This is a genomic window from Mycobacterium sp. TY815 (assembly GCF_030755135.1).
Lineage (GTDB): Bacteria > Actinomycetota > Actinomycetes > Mycobacteriales > Mycobacteriaceae > Mycobacterium.
In genome coordinates, this window is the sequence record NZ_JAUFRX010000001.1 from 4143007 (window position 1) to 4157503 (window position 14497).

Here is a 14497-nt window from a genome sequence, read left to right on the forward strand (position 1 = left end):
TTCCTTTCGTCTGCCCCAGCCAAAAGGCCGCTAAGCGAAAGATACATCAGTGCATACGATCCATCAATGTAGCCGATGTCACGGTCCTATGCCGATCCGGCGGCTCCGCTGTCGAAACCGGCATCGATGCAGTTCAGGCCCAGTTCTCCGAGCACCTCGGAGGTGTGTGCCCCCAAACCCGGCGCGGGACCCGAGACGCCGCCGGGCGTGCGGGAGAACCAGGTCGGCACGCCCGGGAACCGTACCGGGCCGTGTGGGCTGTCCACCGTCTCGAAGAACCCGACGGCATCGAGCTGCGGGTCATCGAACAGTTCGGCCGGAGACGACAGCGCTGACGCCGGTATCTCCAGCTCGCGGAGCAGGTCCAGCCATTCCGCGGTGGTGCGCTGGGCGAACGTCTCGGCGAGCAATGCGTAGATCGCGTCGATCCGGCCGGCGCGGCCCTCCAGCGTGGCGTAATCCTCGCTGACCCAGGCGGGCTGCACGGCATCGGTGAACGCGGCCCAGTGCTTGTCGTTGTAGATCAGGGCCGACAGGTAGCCGTCACTGGTGCGGTACGGCCGGCGGTTGGGCGCCACCGTGCGGGGGTAGACGGCGGGACCCAGTGGCGGATCGAACATGGCGCCGTTGGCATGCTCGACCAGCATGAACGAGGCCATCGCCTCGAACATGCCGATCTCCACCTCCTGACCCTCACCGGTGCGTTCCCGATGGAAGAGCGCCATCATCGTCGCGTAGAGCGCCGTCAGGCCGGCGACCTTGTCGGCCACGATCGTCCCCACATAACTGGCTTCACCGGTCAGCTGCTGCTGCACGGACGGCAACCCGCAGGCGGCCTGGATGGTGTCGTCGTAGGCCGGCAGGTCCCGTTTCGGCCCGCGCCGGCTGTAGCCGTAGCAGTTGGTGTAGACGATCGCGCTGTTGAGGGCGGCGACCTCGGCGTAGCTCAGTCCGAGCCGCCCGATCGCCGCGGCCCGCATCGAGTGGATGAACACGTCGGCGCGTTCGATCAGCGCATGCAGGGCGGTCCGGCCGGCGTCGGACTTCAGATCCAGGGTGATGGCGCGTTTGCCGCGATTGACATTGACGAAGACGCCGCTCATCCCGGGTGCCGGCCCTACCGAGACGTAGCGGGTGTCATCACCCTGCGGGGGTTCGATCTTGATGACGTCGGCACCCATGTCGGCCATGATCTGGGTGCAGTAGGGGCCCATCACCATCGCGGTGAGGTCGACGACGCGCACGCCCGCCAGCGGCCCGGACTTCGGCGACTTGGAGTCAGACATGGTGGGCATTCTCCTTGATCGCCCACGCCGCTGACTCGAAGCTGTACCGGATGTGGTCGGCGTGACCGTTCGGAACCACCGGGAAGACCAGCGGCGCGCTGAGATCCCGCACGGCATAGAGCTGTTCGGCGACATCCTCGATGGTCCAGGCCAACCGCTGCACACCCGGAGTCTCGGCGGCCACCGCGCGGGCCACCCGGCCGGCGATGGCGATCAGCACTTCACCGTTGATCGGGCAGGACTCGTGCGCGAGAAACCCCACCACGGGCGCCACCAACTCGGCCCCCATCGGCGGATAGGCCGAAATATCGAGTCCTTCGGCCATTCTCGTCACCGCGGACGGCACGATGACGTTGCACAGCACGCCCTCCGCCGCGCCTTCGAGCGCCACGACATTGGACAGACCGATGAGGCCGGCTTTGGCGGCGGCGTAACTGGCGACGCCGTGGTTTCCGTAAATACCACCGATCGAGGAGGTCAGCACGATACGGCCATAGCCGGCTTCACACATCAGCGGGAAAGCGGGACGCACCACATGAAACGCGCCGCGCAGATGGACGTCGAGCACGGCGTCGAAGTCCTCGTAGCTCAGCTCCTTCAGCGAGCCGCGCCGGACGTTGCCTGCGTTGTGGATCAGGATGTCGACGCGCCCGAAGTGATCGAGCGCCGTTTGGATGATCGCCTGCCCGCCCGCCGGGGTGGTCACCGACTCGGCGCAGCTGACCGCTGTACCGCCGGCCGCGCTGATCTCTGCCGTAACCTCCTGCGCCGGTATGGCATTCGTGCCGTCACCGGTCAGCGTGCCGCCGGTGTCGTTCACCACGATCTTCGCGCCGCGGGCGGCCAGCATCAGGGCGTATTCACGTCCGAGGCCTCTGCCAGCACCGGTGATCACGGCGACCCGGCCGTCGAATCTCAGTTCGGTCATCGCAGTTCGAGACCGTCCAGGTCGCCCGCGGCGCGCCACTGCGCGAGCAGGTCGCCGAAGGCGTAGAAGCCGGGTCCGTACGGTTCTCCGAGGTGTGAGCGGATTCCCTCGGTGCCGCCACCTTCGTTGTTGTAATAACCGGGCGTGCATTCCGAATCGAATTGGCTGTTGTCGATTGCGGTCTCCCGGATGGTTCGGCACCACGCGTCCTGCGCCTGCTGACTGGGTTCCACCGTCGTCGCGCCGCGCGCCAGGGCTTCCGCAATGACGTAGGCGATGTGCTCGCCCTGCAGTTCGTAGTTGGCGGCGATGTTCGCCGAGATGCCGACCTGGGTGAAGCCGGTGAAGAACTGGTTCGGAAACCCGCGGCTGGTCATGCCGTGCAACGTCCGGTAACCATCCCTCCAGTGGTCGAACAGCGACAGCCCGTTTCGGCCTTCGATCGTCTCCATCGAGTAGCGGCGCCGGAGTTCGGTGGTGATCTCGAATCCACTCGCATAGATGATGCAGTCGACCTCGTATTCGATCCCGTTTGCCACCAACCCGTTTGCCGTCGCGCGCTCGACGCCCTTGGTGCCGGAGACATCGACCAGGGTGACATTCGGACGGTTGAAGGTAGGCAGATAGTCGTCGTTGGTGCACGGTCGTTTGCACAGGAAGCGGTAGTAGGGTTTGAGCGCCTCGGCGGTCTCCGGGTCGTCGACGATATCCTCGATCCGGCGGCGCAGCCGCTCCATCAGCTTGTAGTCTTCCTCCTCGCGGATGTCCATGAACTGCTCGGGGGTCATGGACGCCGGATCCGGCAGGGCGAGCACCCGGGCGGCCGTGTTGCGGCCGAGCTCGGTCCAGAAGTCGCAGACGAGGTCGGGCTGCCCCAGCGCCATTCCCTCGAACGTCCAGGCATGGAAGTTGCGCTGACGTTCCTTCTGCCAGCCCGGCCGCAGCGACCTCGCCCATTCCGGATCGGTCGGCGTATTGTTGCGCACCCCAACCGAAGAGGGGGTGCGCTGAAACACGTAGAGATGCTTGGCGTATCGGCCCAGGAACGGCACGATCTGCACGGCGGTGGCCCCGGTGCCCACGACGGCGACCCGCTTGTCGCTCAGACCGGTCAGCCCGCCGGTGGCGTCCCCGCCGGTATAGCCGTAGTCCCAGCGCGACGAGTGGAAACTGTGTCCCTGAAAGTCCTTGATCCCTGGGATGCCCGGCAGTTTCGGTCGGTGAAACGGCCCCGAGGCGACCACCACGAACCGTGCCCGGATATCGTCGTCACGATTGGTGCCGACCCGCCAGCGCTGAATGTCGTCATCCCAGTGCAGTGTCCGCACCTGAGTGGAGAACAGCGCGGAATCGTAAAGCCCGTAATGCTTCCCGATGCGCCGGCAATGCTCGTAGATCTCGGTGCCGTCAGCGAACTTCTTACTCGGTATGAAATTCAGCTCTTCCAGAAGCGGTACGTAGCAGTATGATTCGTTGTCACATTGCAGCCCGGGGTAACGGTTCCAATACCACACACCACCGAAGTCGCCGCCCAGTTCGATGATTCGGACGTCGTCGACACCGGCCTTCTTCAGGTGAGCGGCGCACAGCAGGCCGCCGAAACCCCCGCCGAGCACCGCCACGTCGATGTCGGCGGAGATCGGATCACGGACCAGATCGGGCGAGTACGGGTCGATCTCGTAGAAGCCGGCGAATTCGTCCACCAGTTCGATGTACTGCCGGGAACCTTCTGGGCGCAGCCGTTTTTCGCGCTCCCGCCGGTACTTCTCACGCAGCGCAGGCAGGTCGATGTCGTCAGGTGTCGCGGTCGGCGGGCAGTCGGAAATGCCGGTCATGCCAACGCATTCTCCGGCAATGCCGCGGCATGCAGTGGCGCCGCCATGTCGTGCACGGCCGGCAGCACCTCTTCGGCAAACAAGCGAGTGCTGTCCATCGCCTCGTCATAGGGCATGGTGCCGAATTGCGGGACGATGGTCAGCTCGGCGAACGAGCATGCCTCCTGGGCAGCGACGATCCGGTGATAGATCTCGTCCGGCGTGCCGATCAGCAGATTGGAGGCATGATAGCCCGGCGTCTTCGGCGCACCTTTGGCGTCCGTGGTGACCGAGGATGCCAGCACCGCGGTGGCGGTGGCTTCCCGCGCCGCATAGGCCTCGTATCCCTTGACACCCTTGAAGTTCGACGCGTCGGCGAAGCCGTAATGGACCGTCACGTCCCGGTTGGCCGTCCAGATCCATTCCTCCGATTTCGCGGCGTTCCGGGCGTCCGAGACGCAGTACATGAACATGACGTTCTTGGGCTGGCACGGCGGCAGCCCCTCCTCCTTGCGGAAGATGTTCACCTGCTGCACTTCCCGGCCGGCGTCCTCGATGGGCTTGTTTCCCACGAACAACGGCACCATGCCGCGCCGGGAGAGGATTTCCAGTGACTCCGCGGTCGAGGACGAGCTATAGATGCGGGAGAACAGGTCGGTGCTGCGCGGCTCGGGCCGAAGCGACATCTCCGGTACCCGGAAGATCTCTCCCTCATAGGAGAACCGCTCACCGGAGAGCGCCAGTTGCAGGATGTCCAACGTCTCGTTGAACCGCTGACGGCTCTCCTCCCGCGGCACGCCGACGGCGTCGAACTCACCCTTGGACACTCCACGCCCGATCCCGATGGTGTCGTAGCGGCCGTTGGAGATGATGTCGAGATAGGCGATCTGATGCGCCAGGCGGACCGGATGCCACCACGGCGCCACCACGACGAAGGTGCCCAGGCTGATCTGCTCGGTACGGCCGGCGAAGTAGCTCAACGCCTGAATGGGGTTGGGCGTCATGCCATACGGTGTCCCGCAGTGTTCCGGCATCCAGATGCCGTCGAATCCGAGCGGTTCGGCCAGATCGGCGATGGCCAGGGTGCCCTGCACGCACTCCCAGTCCGGCGTGGCCGGTGGCCGGCTGAAGTCTTCGGCGAGCACGCGCTCCCAGTCCTGCGAGTTGTGCGCTCCGAAGCCGAGATTGACCTTCATCGTTGTATCTCCGTCTCTGTTGCCAATGGTTGCGGGGCGCCGGTCCCCATGTACTGCGCGAGGTTGCGGTGCAGGTTTGCGGTGCTGCGTTCCATGTAGGGGTTGGGCTTCGGCCCGCGGAAACCGAGCGACTTCATCCCTTGCTGCACCGCGGCCATGTTGGAGAAGTCCTGCGGCAGCACACTGCGCCAGTTCGGGTCATCCGGCGGTGCGTACACCCATTCGGTCTGCGGCTCTTCGCCTTCGGGGTACAGCTCGTAGCAGGAGGCTTCAAAGATGCACTGGTCGGGGTCGTAGCCGTGCGGCCGCGCGCTGTAGCACAACGCGGTGGTCAGGCCCTGGCCGATCTGAAAATTCGGGAAGATCTGCCAGGCTGTGCCGCTGCTGGCCAGGTGCTCGGGATCGATGGCCGGCCAGATCACGCCGCGCGCAGCGTCGTCGTTGCGGGCCGAGGTGAGCCAATGATCGAGCACCCGGTCGGCCGGCGCGTCCTGCGGCAACTCGTCGACGAGTCGCAGTGCCGCGTCCACCAAGGTCCTGGTGGTGGTCGCATTGGTCTCCTCGAGCGTGTAGAGCTGCATTTCGGCGGTGGACACGCGGGGGTCCGCCCCGGTGCCGAGCCGGATCTTGGATTTGGTCTCGGCCAGATCCTTCGGTGCGTCGTAACCGATGTTGCTGTGCCTGCCGTGCGCGGCCGCCCAGCCGCGGAAGTTGCCGAACTTGTTGAACTGGGGATGTGTGGTCGCGACGTGGTAGGTCTCGTTGAAGGCCTCCATCGCGACCTTCCAATTGCACTGGAAATGCAGCCACTTTCGCCACTTGCAGCGCATGTCCTGCAGATTGAACGGATCCAGCATGGTCGCGGCCGGCTCGAGGTAGTCGCGCAACGGCTCGGCTGCGGGGTCCATGTTGATCCAGATCCAGCCGCCCCAGGTGTCGACGTGGACCATGCCCAGGTGGGTGTTCTCCGGGGTCAGCGCGCCCTGCCAGTCGGCCCGTTCGGGGATGTGGATGCAGCTGCCGTCCTGGCCGTAGGTCCAGCCGTGGAAGCCGCAGACGAATGATTTCTTCTGCCCGCACGCATTTTTGGCGCCGGCGGGGGTGTCCACCAGGCGGCGGCCGCGGTGTACGCACACATTGTGGTGCGCCTTGAAAGTGTCAGGACCGGTCCGCACCACCAGGATCGAGTCGTCGAGGATGTCGTAGGTCAGGTAGCTGCCCACCTTGGGCAGATCCTCCACCCTGCCCACCTGCTGCCATACCCTGCGCCACAACCTGTCCCGTTCCGCGCGCGCATAGTCCTCGGAAAGGTAGGCCTCGACGCCGATCGTGACCGGGGCCGTCAATTCGTCGTCCATCTCACCTCCTGCTAGTCCCACCGCTTGATCGCGTCACGGAAGGAGTCGTCCTTGAGGAACAGCGAGGTGTTGTCCGCTCCCAGATGTCCCCATTTGAGGTTCAGGCCGCCGTCGACCAGCAGCGTCTGCCCGGTGACATAGGTGGACAGATCCGACAGCAGGAACAGGACGGCACCGGCCACCTCGCCGGGGCGGCCACGCCGACCCATGGCGATGGCACGGCGGTCCCGGTGCGGATCGTCGTCGGTGTAGGTCTGCGATGCCGGCGTCGCAGTGACGCCGGGCGCGACGGCGTTGACCCGGATGGCCTGTCCGCCATCGTCATACGCCAACTCGGCGGCCATGGTCCGGGTCGCGGCGACTATCGCGGCCTTGGCGGTGCCGTAGGCGATGTGGAAGGGCGCGGTGTTCATCCCGCTGATCGAGGAAATCGACACGATGGAGCCGGGGAGCCTGCGGCGCTTGAGTTCTGCGGCCACGGCCTGACTCGTGAAGAACATCGTCTCCAGGTTCTGTGTGAACAACTCGCGCCAGTCGCTGCGCGTCACCCGGGTGGACGGCATCCACGTCGAGGGATCCGCGCCACCGGCGACGTTGACCAGACCATAGAGCTGTCCGTCGGCACGGGTGGCGGCCTCCATGACCGCAGCCACCCCGGCATCGGTGGACACGTCGGCGGCAACCGGAACCACCGCCAATCCTTCGTCCACCAGCGGCGTGATGTGTCGATCGAGATTGTCGCGACCACGACTGACCGCGACCACGGTCGCGCCGGCTTCCGCGACCATGCGCGTCACCGTGGTGCCGATACCGCCGCCCGCGGCTCCGGCCACCACGATGACCCGCCCGGCAAGGCCCAGCAGCGCCGAGCTCATTCAATTGTCCGGACATGATAATGACGTGCATCCATTAGAGAGCATGATTCTCTCGTAGCAGCCCGCCCGTCAAGGCCGGTCGTGTTCACGCTGGTCGCTATTGTCTGGACCAGGCAATGATTGCTATCGTCCGACCGGTGAACGCTGCTCGTTACAGCGCCGCACGGCCTGCGACTCTCGCCGCAGGCTGGACCCTGACGCGGCTCACCGAGCCCAGCCGGCTGTTCGGGGCGAACGGTTTGCGCACCGGACCCGATGGCCGGATCTACATCGCGCAGGTCACCGGCAGCCAGATCAGCGCGCTCGACCTGCGCACCGGTCACCTCGACACCGTGAGCGCCAAGGGTGGCGACATCATCGCCCCCGATGACGTGGCGTTCGACCCTGACGGCAACCTCTATGCGACCGAGGTGATGGACGGACGGGTGAGCGTCCGCGACACCGCGGGCCGCACCCGGGTGCTGCGCGACGATCTGCCGTCTGCCAACGGCATCACCGTCCACCACGGCCGGGTGTTCATCGGCGAATGCCGCGCGGGGGGTCGCCTGGTGGAACTCGACCGGAGCGGCGGCGCCCCCACGGTGCTACTGGAGAACGTGCCGTCACCGAACGCCATGGAGGTGGGCCCGGACGGGTACTTGTACTTCCCGGTGATGGGAGCCAATGAGATCTGGCGTATCGACCCCGATGGTAGTGAGCCACAACGGGTGGCGGGTGATCTCGGCGTGCCCGACGCGGTCAAGTTCGACTCCGAGGGCTTCCTCGTGTCGACGCAGGTCCACAGCGGCCAGGTGCTGCGCATCGACCCGCGCACCGGGCGGCAGCAGATGTTGGCGCAGCTCACTCCAGGACTGGACAACCTGACCTTCGCCGACGACCGGTTGTTCGTCTCGAATTTCACCGGGGAGATCACCGAGATTTTCCGGGACGGCCAGACCCGGACGGTGCTGGACGGCGGGCTCAACTGGCCATTGGACCTGGCGTTCGGTGCCGACGGCAACCTCTACATCGCCGACGGGACATACTGCTACACGCTGCTCGCAGACGGCACGCTGCGCACCGCCGGAATGCTCTTCAGTCCGGGCTACCCCGGATTTCTGCGCGGACTGGCGGCCGCCGGATGCGGCGAGTTCATCGTCACCACCTCGAACGGAGAGATCGCCCGCTACCGGCCGACGGGCAGCGAAAGCCAAGTGCTGGCACAGGGTTTCGACCAGCTTTATGGTGTCGACGTCACCGCCGACGGCGGGATCGTGGCGGCCGAGCTCGGCGCGGGCCGGGTGGTGGGGATCCGCTCGGGTGAGGTGGAGGTGCTGGCCGCGGGTCTGCACGAACCCGTCGGCGTGGCCGTCACTCCCGAGGGGTCCTGCCTGGTGTCCGAGGCCGGGGCGGGGCGAGTAGTCAGGCTCGGTGACACCCGGCCGGTGATCGAGGGACTGCAACGGCCACAGGGGCTGGTCGTTCTCGATCGGCAGGTATTCGTGGTCGACGCCGCGGCAAAGGAACTCGTCGCCGTCGACCTGGACGACGGGACCCGGGTCACCGTCGCGGCGGACCTGCCGGTCGGCGCGCCTCCGGGTGTCGTGCCCAAGCCGCTGCGCGGGATGCCACCATTCTCCGGACCGCAGGGACCGTTCGCCGGCATCGCCGCCGGACCTGACGGCACGCTGTACGTTTCCGCTGACGCCGAGGGCAGCGTGCTGGCGCTGCGCCGGGAAAGATGAAGGGCCACAATGTCTGACGCGAAGCTGGCCGACCATCGCTACCTCCAGGTGGCACGCACGTTGCGCAAGGAGATCGTGGACGGGGTTTATCCCGTCGGCTCCCAACTCCCGACCGAGCACGAACTGTGCGAGCGGTTCGCGGTCAGTCGCTACACGGTCAGGGAGGCGCTGCGCAGGCTGCGTGACGACAACCTGGTGTCATCCCGGCCGCGTACCGGAACGCTCGTCGTGCCACGGCCATCCGCGGATTCCTATGTGCAGCATGTCATGTCGATCAACGACCTGCTCGATTTCGCGTCCGGTACCCGGTTCGCCATCGAGTCCGTCGCGATGGTCAGCATCGATGACGACCTGGCCGCGCGCACCGGCCTGGCCGTCGGCGAGCAATGGCTGTCGGTTCGCGGGGCGCGCCAGGCCGTCGAGTCGACGCTGTGTCGCACGGAGTACTACATCAACCGGGAGTTCGCGGCGGTCGGCCGCCTGCTGCAGCGCCACGAAGGGCCGATCTTTCCCTTGATCGAGGACCTGTTCGGGCTCAGCATCGTTGAGGTGCACCAGGAGATCAGCGCAGTGCTGCTGTCCGCCGACCTCGCGACCGACCTGGACGCCGAGCCGGGCACTCCCGCGTTACAGGTTCAGCGCACCTACCGCGCTTCGGATGATCGGGTGGCCCAGGTGACCATCAACACGCACCCGGCGTCGCGATTCCGTCATTCGATGACAATGCGGCGTGTCCGTGGTTAGGAAACTGATCGACGGGCGGTGGCTCCGTTGGGACGACGAGCGGGCCGCGGCGGCGTACGCGCAGGGACTCTGGATCGACGGCACAGTGGCGGACGCCCTGCGGGAGGCCGCCGCGCGCACACCCGAGCGGGTAGCACTGGTCGACGGCGAGCACCGTCTGACATGTGCGGACCTCCACCGGCGGGCCACGGCGCTCGCACACGTCCTGCGGTCGCGGGTTCCGCCGGGCAGCGTGGTGTCGTTCATGCTGCCCAACTGGCACGAGGCCGCGGTGATCTACCTGGCCAGCACGCTCGCGGGCATGGTGGCCAACCCGATCCTGCCGTCTTTGCGGGACCGTGAACTCCGCTTCATCCTCGAAGACGCGGGCAGCCGGATGGTGTTCATTCCGTCGGCATTCGGGCGCCATGACTTCGCGGCGATGCTGCACAGGGTGACAGCGGAGCTGACGTCGCGGCCGGATGTCGTTGTGGTGCGTGGAGATTGCGAAGCGGGTCAGATCCCGTTCGACTCACTGGTTTCGCCCCCCATGCCGCTGCCCGCGCCCGATCCCGACGCCGTACGCATGATCCTGTACACCTCGGGAACCACCGGTCGACCGAAAGGGGTTCTGCACAGCCATAATTCGATCCATGCGCTGCTCCGCCAGATCGGCGGGCACTGGCTGGTGGAGCCGGGGGACGTGTTCCTGGTGGCCTCACCGATCGCGCATATCGGCGGCTCGATCTACGCCTTCGAGGCCCCGCTGCTGCTGGGTGTCACCGCTGTGCTGATCGAACGCTGGGACGCCGACGAGGCGGTGCGGCTCATGGTCGCGGAACGTTGCACCCATATGGCCGGCGCGACACCATTCCTCGATCAACTGCTCTCGGCGGCCGAAAAGGTGCCTACCCGGTTGCCCGACCTCAAGGTCTTCATCTGCGGTGGGGCGTCCGTGTCGCCGACCTTGATCAGCAAGGCCGCAGCATATTTCGACTCTGCCGTCGTCACCCGGGTGTACGGGTCGACGGAGGTTCCGGTGACCACGGTCGGTTCGCCGGGCAATCGCGACCACGCGGCCGGCACCGACGGGCGGCCCGGCATTGCCGACGTGAAATTGGTGGACGGGGAGATCCGCGTGCGGGGGCCGCAGATGCTGGTGGGCTACCTGCATCCGGAGGACGAAGACGAATCCTTCGACGCCGACGGCTACTTTCGCACCGGTGATCTGGCGCACTGGGTGGACGACGAATACCTCGTGGTCACCGGCCGCGCGAAGGACATCATCATCCGAAACGGCGAGAATATTTCGCCGAAGGAAGTCGAGGACGTCCTGGCCGGCCATCCCGGCATCGCCGAGGTCGCCATCGTCGGGCTACCCGACGAACGCACCGGCGAGCGCGCGTGCGCCGTCGTCGTTCCGCGGGCTGCGCCGGGACCGGATGTGGCGAGCCTGTCGGATTTTCTGGGGGCGTCCGGCGTCGCGCGCTTCAAAGCTCCCGAGCAAGTGGTCATCTGGGACGACTTGCCGAAGAACGACGCGGGGAAGGTGCTCAAGCATCAGATCAAGGCGGCGCTGACGGAGGCGGAGCACTGACATGCAGGTAGCGATCGTGACGGGCGCCACCGGAGGCATCGGATTCGGTTGCGCGGCAAAGCTTGCCGAGTCGGGAATGGCCGTGTTGGGGACGGGACGGGACGAGGCGAAACTGGCCCAATTGACAGCGGCGATCGGCGACCCCGAACGGGTGGCTACCGTGGCGGTCGACCTCGTCGACGACGACGCACCTCGCCGGATCGTCGATGCCGCCATCTCCCAGTGGGGCCGCGTCGATTTCCTGGTCAACGCCGCCGGGATCGGCAGCCCCCAGCCTCTGCACGAGACCGATGACGAATCCCTGGACCATTTCCTGGCTTTGATGCTGCGCGCGCCGTTCCGGTTGGTGCGTGAGGTGCTGCCGCAGCTGCGGCCCGGCTCGGGGATCGTCAACATCACGTCGACGTTCGCGGTGGTGGGCGGCATGCGCGGCGGGGCCTACTCGGCCGCCAAGGGCGGGCTCACCGCGATGACCACGCACATCGCCTGCCAGTACGGGGCGCAGGGAATACGCTGCAACGCAGTGGCTCCCGGCGTCATTCAGACGGCCATGACCGAACACCGGCTGGCTGACGAGCGGTTCCGGCGGATCAACGTCGAGATGACACCGCACCAGCGGCTGGGCACCGTCGACGACGTCGCCGGCACGGTGGCGTTCCTCTGCTCGCCCGGTGGTGCCTTCATCAACGGCCAGACCATCGTCGTCGACGGCGGGTGGAGCGCCACCAGGTACCTTTCCGAGCGGGCGTTGAACTCCGAGTGGAAGACCTGAACGGCATCAACGCATTTCGAAGTGATGCCGGATACCGTAAAGCATCTTGGCGTGTGCCTTGACGGCCTCGCGGACGGTGAACGCGGCCAGCGGCCGGGGCGCGGCGAACCGGATCCGTTCGGTGACCCGGGTGCCACCGTCGATCGGCTCGAAACTCACCGTCGCGCGCAGCCGCACGCCGGGCGACTGGTCGGCTTCGGTCTGCACGTCGCCGCTGACCGGGACGTAGAGCCGGGCCCGGTAGGTCACCTTTATCGCGACCGGCCCCAGCGGAATCCGGTCCACCACTTCATAGCTCACCCGGTAGCCGTCCGGCGTCTCGGTACGGGACAACAGCTCGACCGACACGATCAGCGGGTGCACCAGCCTGATGTTGTCCAGGTCGACGTAGTAGTCGCGAACCTGATCAGGCGGTGCGGGCACCTGTTCGGTCAATGTTCGTTCCGCGCGAGCGATCCACCAGGTCATGCCGACTCCCCCGTCAGGTGAACTGGGCAAGGAGCGACGCCGTGCGCCACCACACCAACACCCCGAAGAGAACCACCATCGCGACCGTCGCCGCCGCCTGGATGAGATCCCGTCGCTGCCGGGGCGCATAGACGTATGCCGCCGAAACCACCGCACCCGCGACCAATCCGCCCACGTGTCCCTGCCAGCTGATCTGCTGCGAGCTCACCAGGGGCACCACGAACGTGAAGACGAGGTTGAACACGATCACCGCGACCACCCAGCGGACGTCGAGGGTGAGCCGCTTGGCCACCACGAATGTCGCGGCGAACAGGCCGAACACCGCCCCCGACGCGCCCGCCGTCGCCGTATTGAGCGGGGACAACAGATAGACCAGCACCGAACCGCCGAGGCCGCTCAACGCATACAGTCCGCCGAATCGCAGTCTGCCCAGCCACATTTCCAGTGGCGGCCCCACGACGTACAGCGCCCACATGTTCAGCAGCAGATGGGTGGGTCCGTAGTGCAGGAACGCCGACGTCACCAGGCGGTAGTACTGGCCGTCGGCGACCGCGGGCGGCCACAGCGCGAATTGCCGTTGCACGTCCGGGATCGCCATCTCGGCGACGAACGCCAGCACGTTGACGGCGATCAGCGCGATGGTGATGACCGGCATACCGGAGCGTTCCCGACCGCCGAAGCGTGTCCGCTCCGGCCTGATGGTCCGGGCGCCGGCCTGCACGCACTCCACACACTGATGGCCGACGGCGGCGCTGCGCATGCAGTCACCACAGATCGGCCGCTCGCACCGGGTGCAGTGGACATACGTCTGGCGGCCGGGGTGCCGGTAGCAGGTCGGCGCTTCGGCCGGCGACCGCGTCTCGTGTGTTTCCATCGCCTACCCACCTTAGCCACTGCCCGCCGAGAAATCGGCGGGGTAGGTATTGCCGTTGTACCGCAACGGATTACAGGGAAGACGGGCTCAGCGTTGAATCGGTCTAGCGGCGCGGGTAGCTGGGACTGCGGTCAGGGTCGGAGTCCCGGGTCGCATCGACGCGAGCCCGGTCACGAGCGTCGGACGGATAGGAAGTGTCGGTACACCACCAAGCGTCGCACAGCTTTGCCCACCAGAGCGGCACCGGAAGCGGGGAGGCGCCGCAGCCCAAAACGCCATAGGAATTCGGATCCCCGTCGCCATTACCCACCGAAGATGCCACGAATTGATCGACCAATGTTGCGGTCTGACCGTCTACGTTGATCTCGCAGTGCACATTTCCGGAAAACGGTGGCGGAATGCTCACCTGCATGCCCGCTTTGGCCGAATCGGCGAGCATCGTGTTGGTGGTGAATTCGCGACCGGTAGCGCTCAGCGGAGCGGTCGCCGTATAGGTGTCGTTGACCATGTAAATTACCCGCGCACCGGAAATGGGCGCGTCGACCTTGACGGTATATGTCACGGTGTGCGGATTATGCGGGTCGGCCGATGCCACCGCGAGGAACAGTGGTGAGTTGAACGCGGCGCAAACCACGCAAACGATCGCGATCCATTCGCGGCGCCCGATCATGACGGGAGACTCTACGCCCCACCTGCGTTGTGGACTAGGCCTTCTCGGCACACTTCGAGGTTTCTCAACCGCCTACACCAGGCTGCATATTGACGCGAACGATATTTCAAAAGAATGGTCGGCGATGGCCCGCCTCACCGAGCCGATAACACGGAAAAATATTTCAGGGTTCTTTGCACCGGCACCGTAGGTTACGCTCTGCGCGACGTCCT

The 14497-nt window shown here is 66.0% G+C and carries 13 protein-coding genes; 4 read left to right on the forward strand and 9 right to left on the reverse strand.

Features of this window, described 5'->3' with window-relative positions; all coding sequences use genetic code 11:
* Nucleotides 1–86: 86 nt before the first annotated feature.
* Genes QXK92_RS17980 through QXK92_RS18005 form a run of 6 tightly spaced genes read right to left on the reverse strand, consistent with a single transcriptional unit; the run spans nucleotide 87 to nucleotide 7457 of the window.
* Nucleotides 87–1286, reverse strand: a complete 1200-nt coding sequence (locus tag QXK92_RS17980) for a CaiB/BaiF CoA-transferase family protein (protein WP_306243422.1) — start codon at nucleotides 1284–1286, stop codon at nucleotides 87–89.
* Nucleotides 1279–2214: an SDR family NAD(P)-dependent oxidoreductase gene (locus tag QXK92_RS17985; RefSeq protein ID WP_306243424.1), complete on the reverse strand. Its 936-nt coding sequence runs from the start codon at nucleotides 2212–2214 to the stop codon at nucleotides 1279–1281. Before QXK92_RS17985 ends, QXK92_RS17980 begins: the two co-directional genes overlap by 8 nt.
* A complete protein-coding gene (locus tag QXK92_RS17990) occupies nucleotides 2211–4049 on the reverse strand; it encodes an NAD(P)/FAD-dependent oxidoreductase (protein ID WP_306243426.1) in 1839 nt (612 codons plus the stop codon). Before QXK92_RS17990 ends, QXK92_RS17985 begins: the two co-directional genes overlap by 4 nt.
* Entirely contained in the window at nucleotides 4046–5224 is a 1179-nt protein-coding gene (locus tag QXK92_RS17995) for an LLM class flavin-dependent oxidoreductase (protein ID WP_306243428.1), read from the reverse strand. Before QXK92_RS17995 ends, QXK92_RS17990 begins: the two co-directional genes overlap by 4 nt.
* Nucleotides 5221–6582, reverse strand: coding sequence for an aromatic ring-hydroxylating dioxygenase subunit alpha (locus tag QXK92_RS18000; protein ID WP_306243429.1), 1362 nt, complete (start codon nucleotides 6580–6582; stop codon nucleotides 5221–5223). Before QXK92_RS18000 ends, QXK92_RS17995 begins: the two co-directional genes overlap by 4 nt.
* Nucleotides 6583–6593: 11 nt before the next feature.
* The gene (locus QXK92_RS18005; protein WP_306243431.1) at nucleotides 6594–7457 is read right to left on the reverse strand and encodes an SDR family NAD(P)-dependent oxidoreductase; all 864 of its coding nucleotides are present in this window, start codon (nucleotides 7455–7457) and stop codon (nucleotides 6594–6596) included.
* 116 nt (nucleotides 7458–7573) lie between these two features.
* Between QXK92_RS18005 and QXK92_RS18010 the strand changes: the two genes are divergently transcribed.
* Genes QXK92_RS18010 through QXK92_RS18025 form a run of 4 tightly spaced genes read left to right on the forward strand, consistent with a single transcriptional unit; the run spans nucleotide 7574 to nucleotide 12273 of the window.
* Nucleotides 7574–9181, forward strand: a complete 1608-nt coding sequence (locus QXK92_RS18010; protein ID WP_306243434.1) for an SMP-30/gluconolactonase/LRE family protein — start codon at nucleotides 7574–7576, stop codon at nucleotides 9179–9181.
* A gap of 9 nt (nucleotides 9182–9190) precedes the next feature.
* Nucleotides 9191–9925, forward strand: coding sequence for a GntR family transcriptional regulator (locus QXK92_RS18015; protein WP_306243436.1), 735 nt, complete (start codon nucleotides 9191–9193; stop codon nucleotides 9923–9925).
* A complete protein-coding gene (locus QXK92_RS18020) occupies nucleotides 9918–11501 on the forward strand; it encodes an AMP-binding protein (protein WP_306243438.1) in 1584 nt (527 codons plus the stop codon). Before QXK92_RS18015 ends, QXK92_RS18020 begins: the two co-directional genes overlap by 8 nt.
* A 1-nt stretch (nucleotide 11502) precedes the next feature.
* Nucleotides 11503–12273 carry an SDR family NAD(P)-dependent oxidoreductase gene (locus QXK92_RS18025; RefSeq protein ID WP_306243441.1) on the forward strand — a complete coding sequence of 257 codons (771 nt, stop codon included), beginning with the start codon at nucleotides 11503–11505 and terminating at the stop codon, nucleotides 12271–12273.
* Between the two features lie 6 nt (nucleotides 12274–12279).
* Here QXK92_RS18025 and QXK92_RS18030 read toward each other — a convergent pair whose 3' ends face one another.
* The 3 genes from QXK92_RS18030 to QXK92_RS18040 all read right to left on the reverse strand — a co-directional run bounded on the left by QXK92_RS18030 (nucleotide 12280) and on the right by QXK92_RS18040 (nucleotide 14285).
* A complete protein-coding gene (locus QXK92_RS18030; RefSeq protein ID WP_306243442.1) occupies nucleotides 12280–12741 on the reverse strand; it encodes an SRPBCC family protein in 462 nt (153 codons plus the stop codon).
* Nucleotides 12742–12754: 13 nt separating this feature from the next.
* Nucleotides 12755–13615, reverse strand: coding sequence for a rhomboid family intramembrane serine protease (locus tag QXK92_RS18035; RefSeq protein ID WP_306243444.1), 861 nt, complete (start codon nucleotides 13613–13615; stop codon nucleotides 12755–12757).
* A gap of 103 nt (nucleotides 13616–13718) precedes the next feature.
* Complete coding sequence (locus QXK92_RS18040) at nucleotides 13719–14285, reverse strand: hypothetical protein (RefSeq protein WP_306243446.1); 567 nt, start codon at nucleotides 14283–14285, stop codon at nucleotides 13719–13721.
* Nucleotides 14286–14497: the final 212 nt, after the last annotated feature.

What these genes read in the sequence shown, in the direction of transcription:
- QXK92_RS18035 (WP_306243444.1), bottom strand. Translation starts at nt 13,615, where the DNA reads ATGGAAACACACGAGACGCGGTCGCCGGCCGAAGCGCCGACCTGCTAC.
- QXK92_RS18040 (WP_306243446.1), bottom strand. Translation starts at nt 14,285, where the DNA reads ATGATCGGGCGCCGCGAATGGATCGCGATCGTTTGCGTGGTTTGCGCC.
- QXK92_RS18030 (WP_306243442.1), bottom strand. Translation starts at nt 12,741, where the DNA reads ATGACCTGGTGGATCGCTCGCGCGGAACGAACATTGACCGAACAGGTG.
- QXK92_RS17980 (WP_306243422.1), bottom strand. Translation starts at nt 1,286, where the DNA reads ATGTCTGACTCCAAGTCGCCGAAGTCCGGGCCGCTGGCGGGCGTGCGC.
- QXK92_RS18015 (WP_306243436.1), top strand. Translation starts at nt 9,191, where the DNA reads ATGTCTGACGCGAAGCTGGCCGACCATCGCTACCTCCAGGTGGCACGC.
- QXK92_RS17995 (WP_306243428.1), bottom strand. Translation starts at nt 5,224, where the DNA reads ATGAAGGTCAATCTCGGCTTCGGAGCGCACAACTCGCAGGACTGGGAG.
- QXK92_RS18025 (WP_306243441.1), top strand. Translation starts at nt 11,503, where the DNA reads ATGCAGGTAGCGATCGTGACGGGCGCCACCGGAGGCATCGGATTCGGT.
- QXK92_RS18005 (WP_306243431.1), bottom strand. Translation starts at nt 7,457, where the DNA reads ATGAGCTCGGCGCTGCTGGGCCTTGCCGGGCGGGTCATCGTGGTGGCC.
- QXK92_RS17990 (WP_306243426.1), bottom strand. Translation starts at nt 4,049, where the DNA reads ATGACCGGCATTTCCGACTGCCCGCCGACCGCGACACCTGACGACATC.
- QXK92_RS18010 (WP_306243434.1), top strand. Translation starts at nt 7,574, where the DNA reads ATGATTGCTATCGTCCGACCGGTGAACGCTGCTCGTTACAGCGCCGCA.
- QXK92_RS17985 (WP_306243424.1), bottom strand. Translation starts at nt 2,214, where the DNA reads ATGACCGAACTGAGATTCGACGGCCGGGTCGCCGTGATCACCGGTGCT.
- QXK92_RS18000 (WP_306243429.1), bottom strand. Translation starts at nt 6,582, where the DNA reads ATGGACGACGAATTGACGGCCCCGGTCACGATCGGCGTCGAGGCCTAC.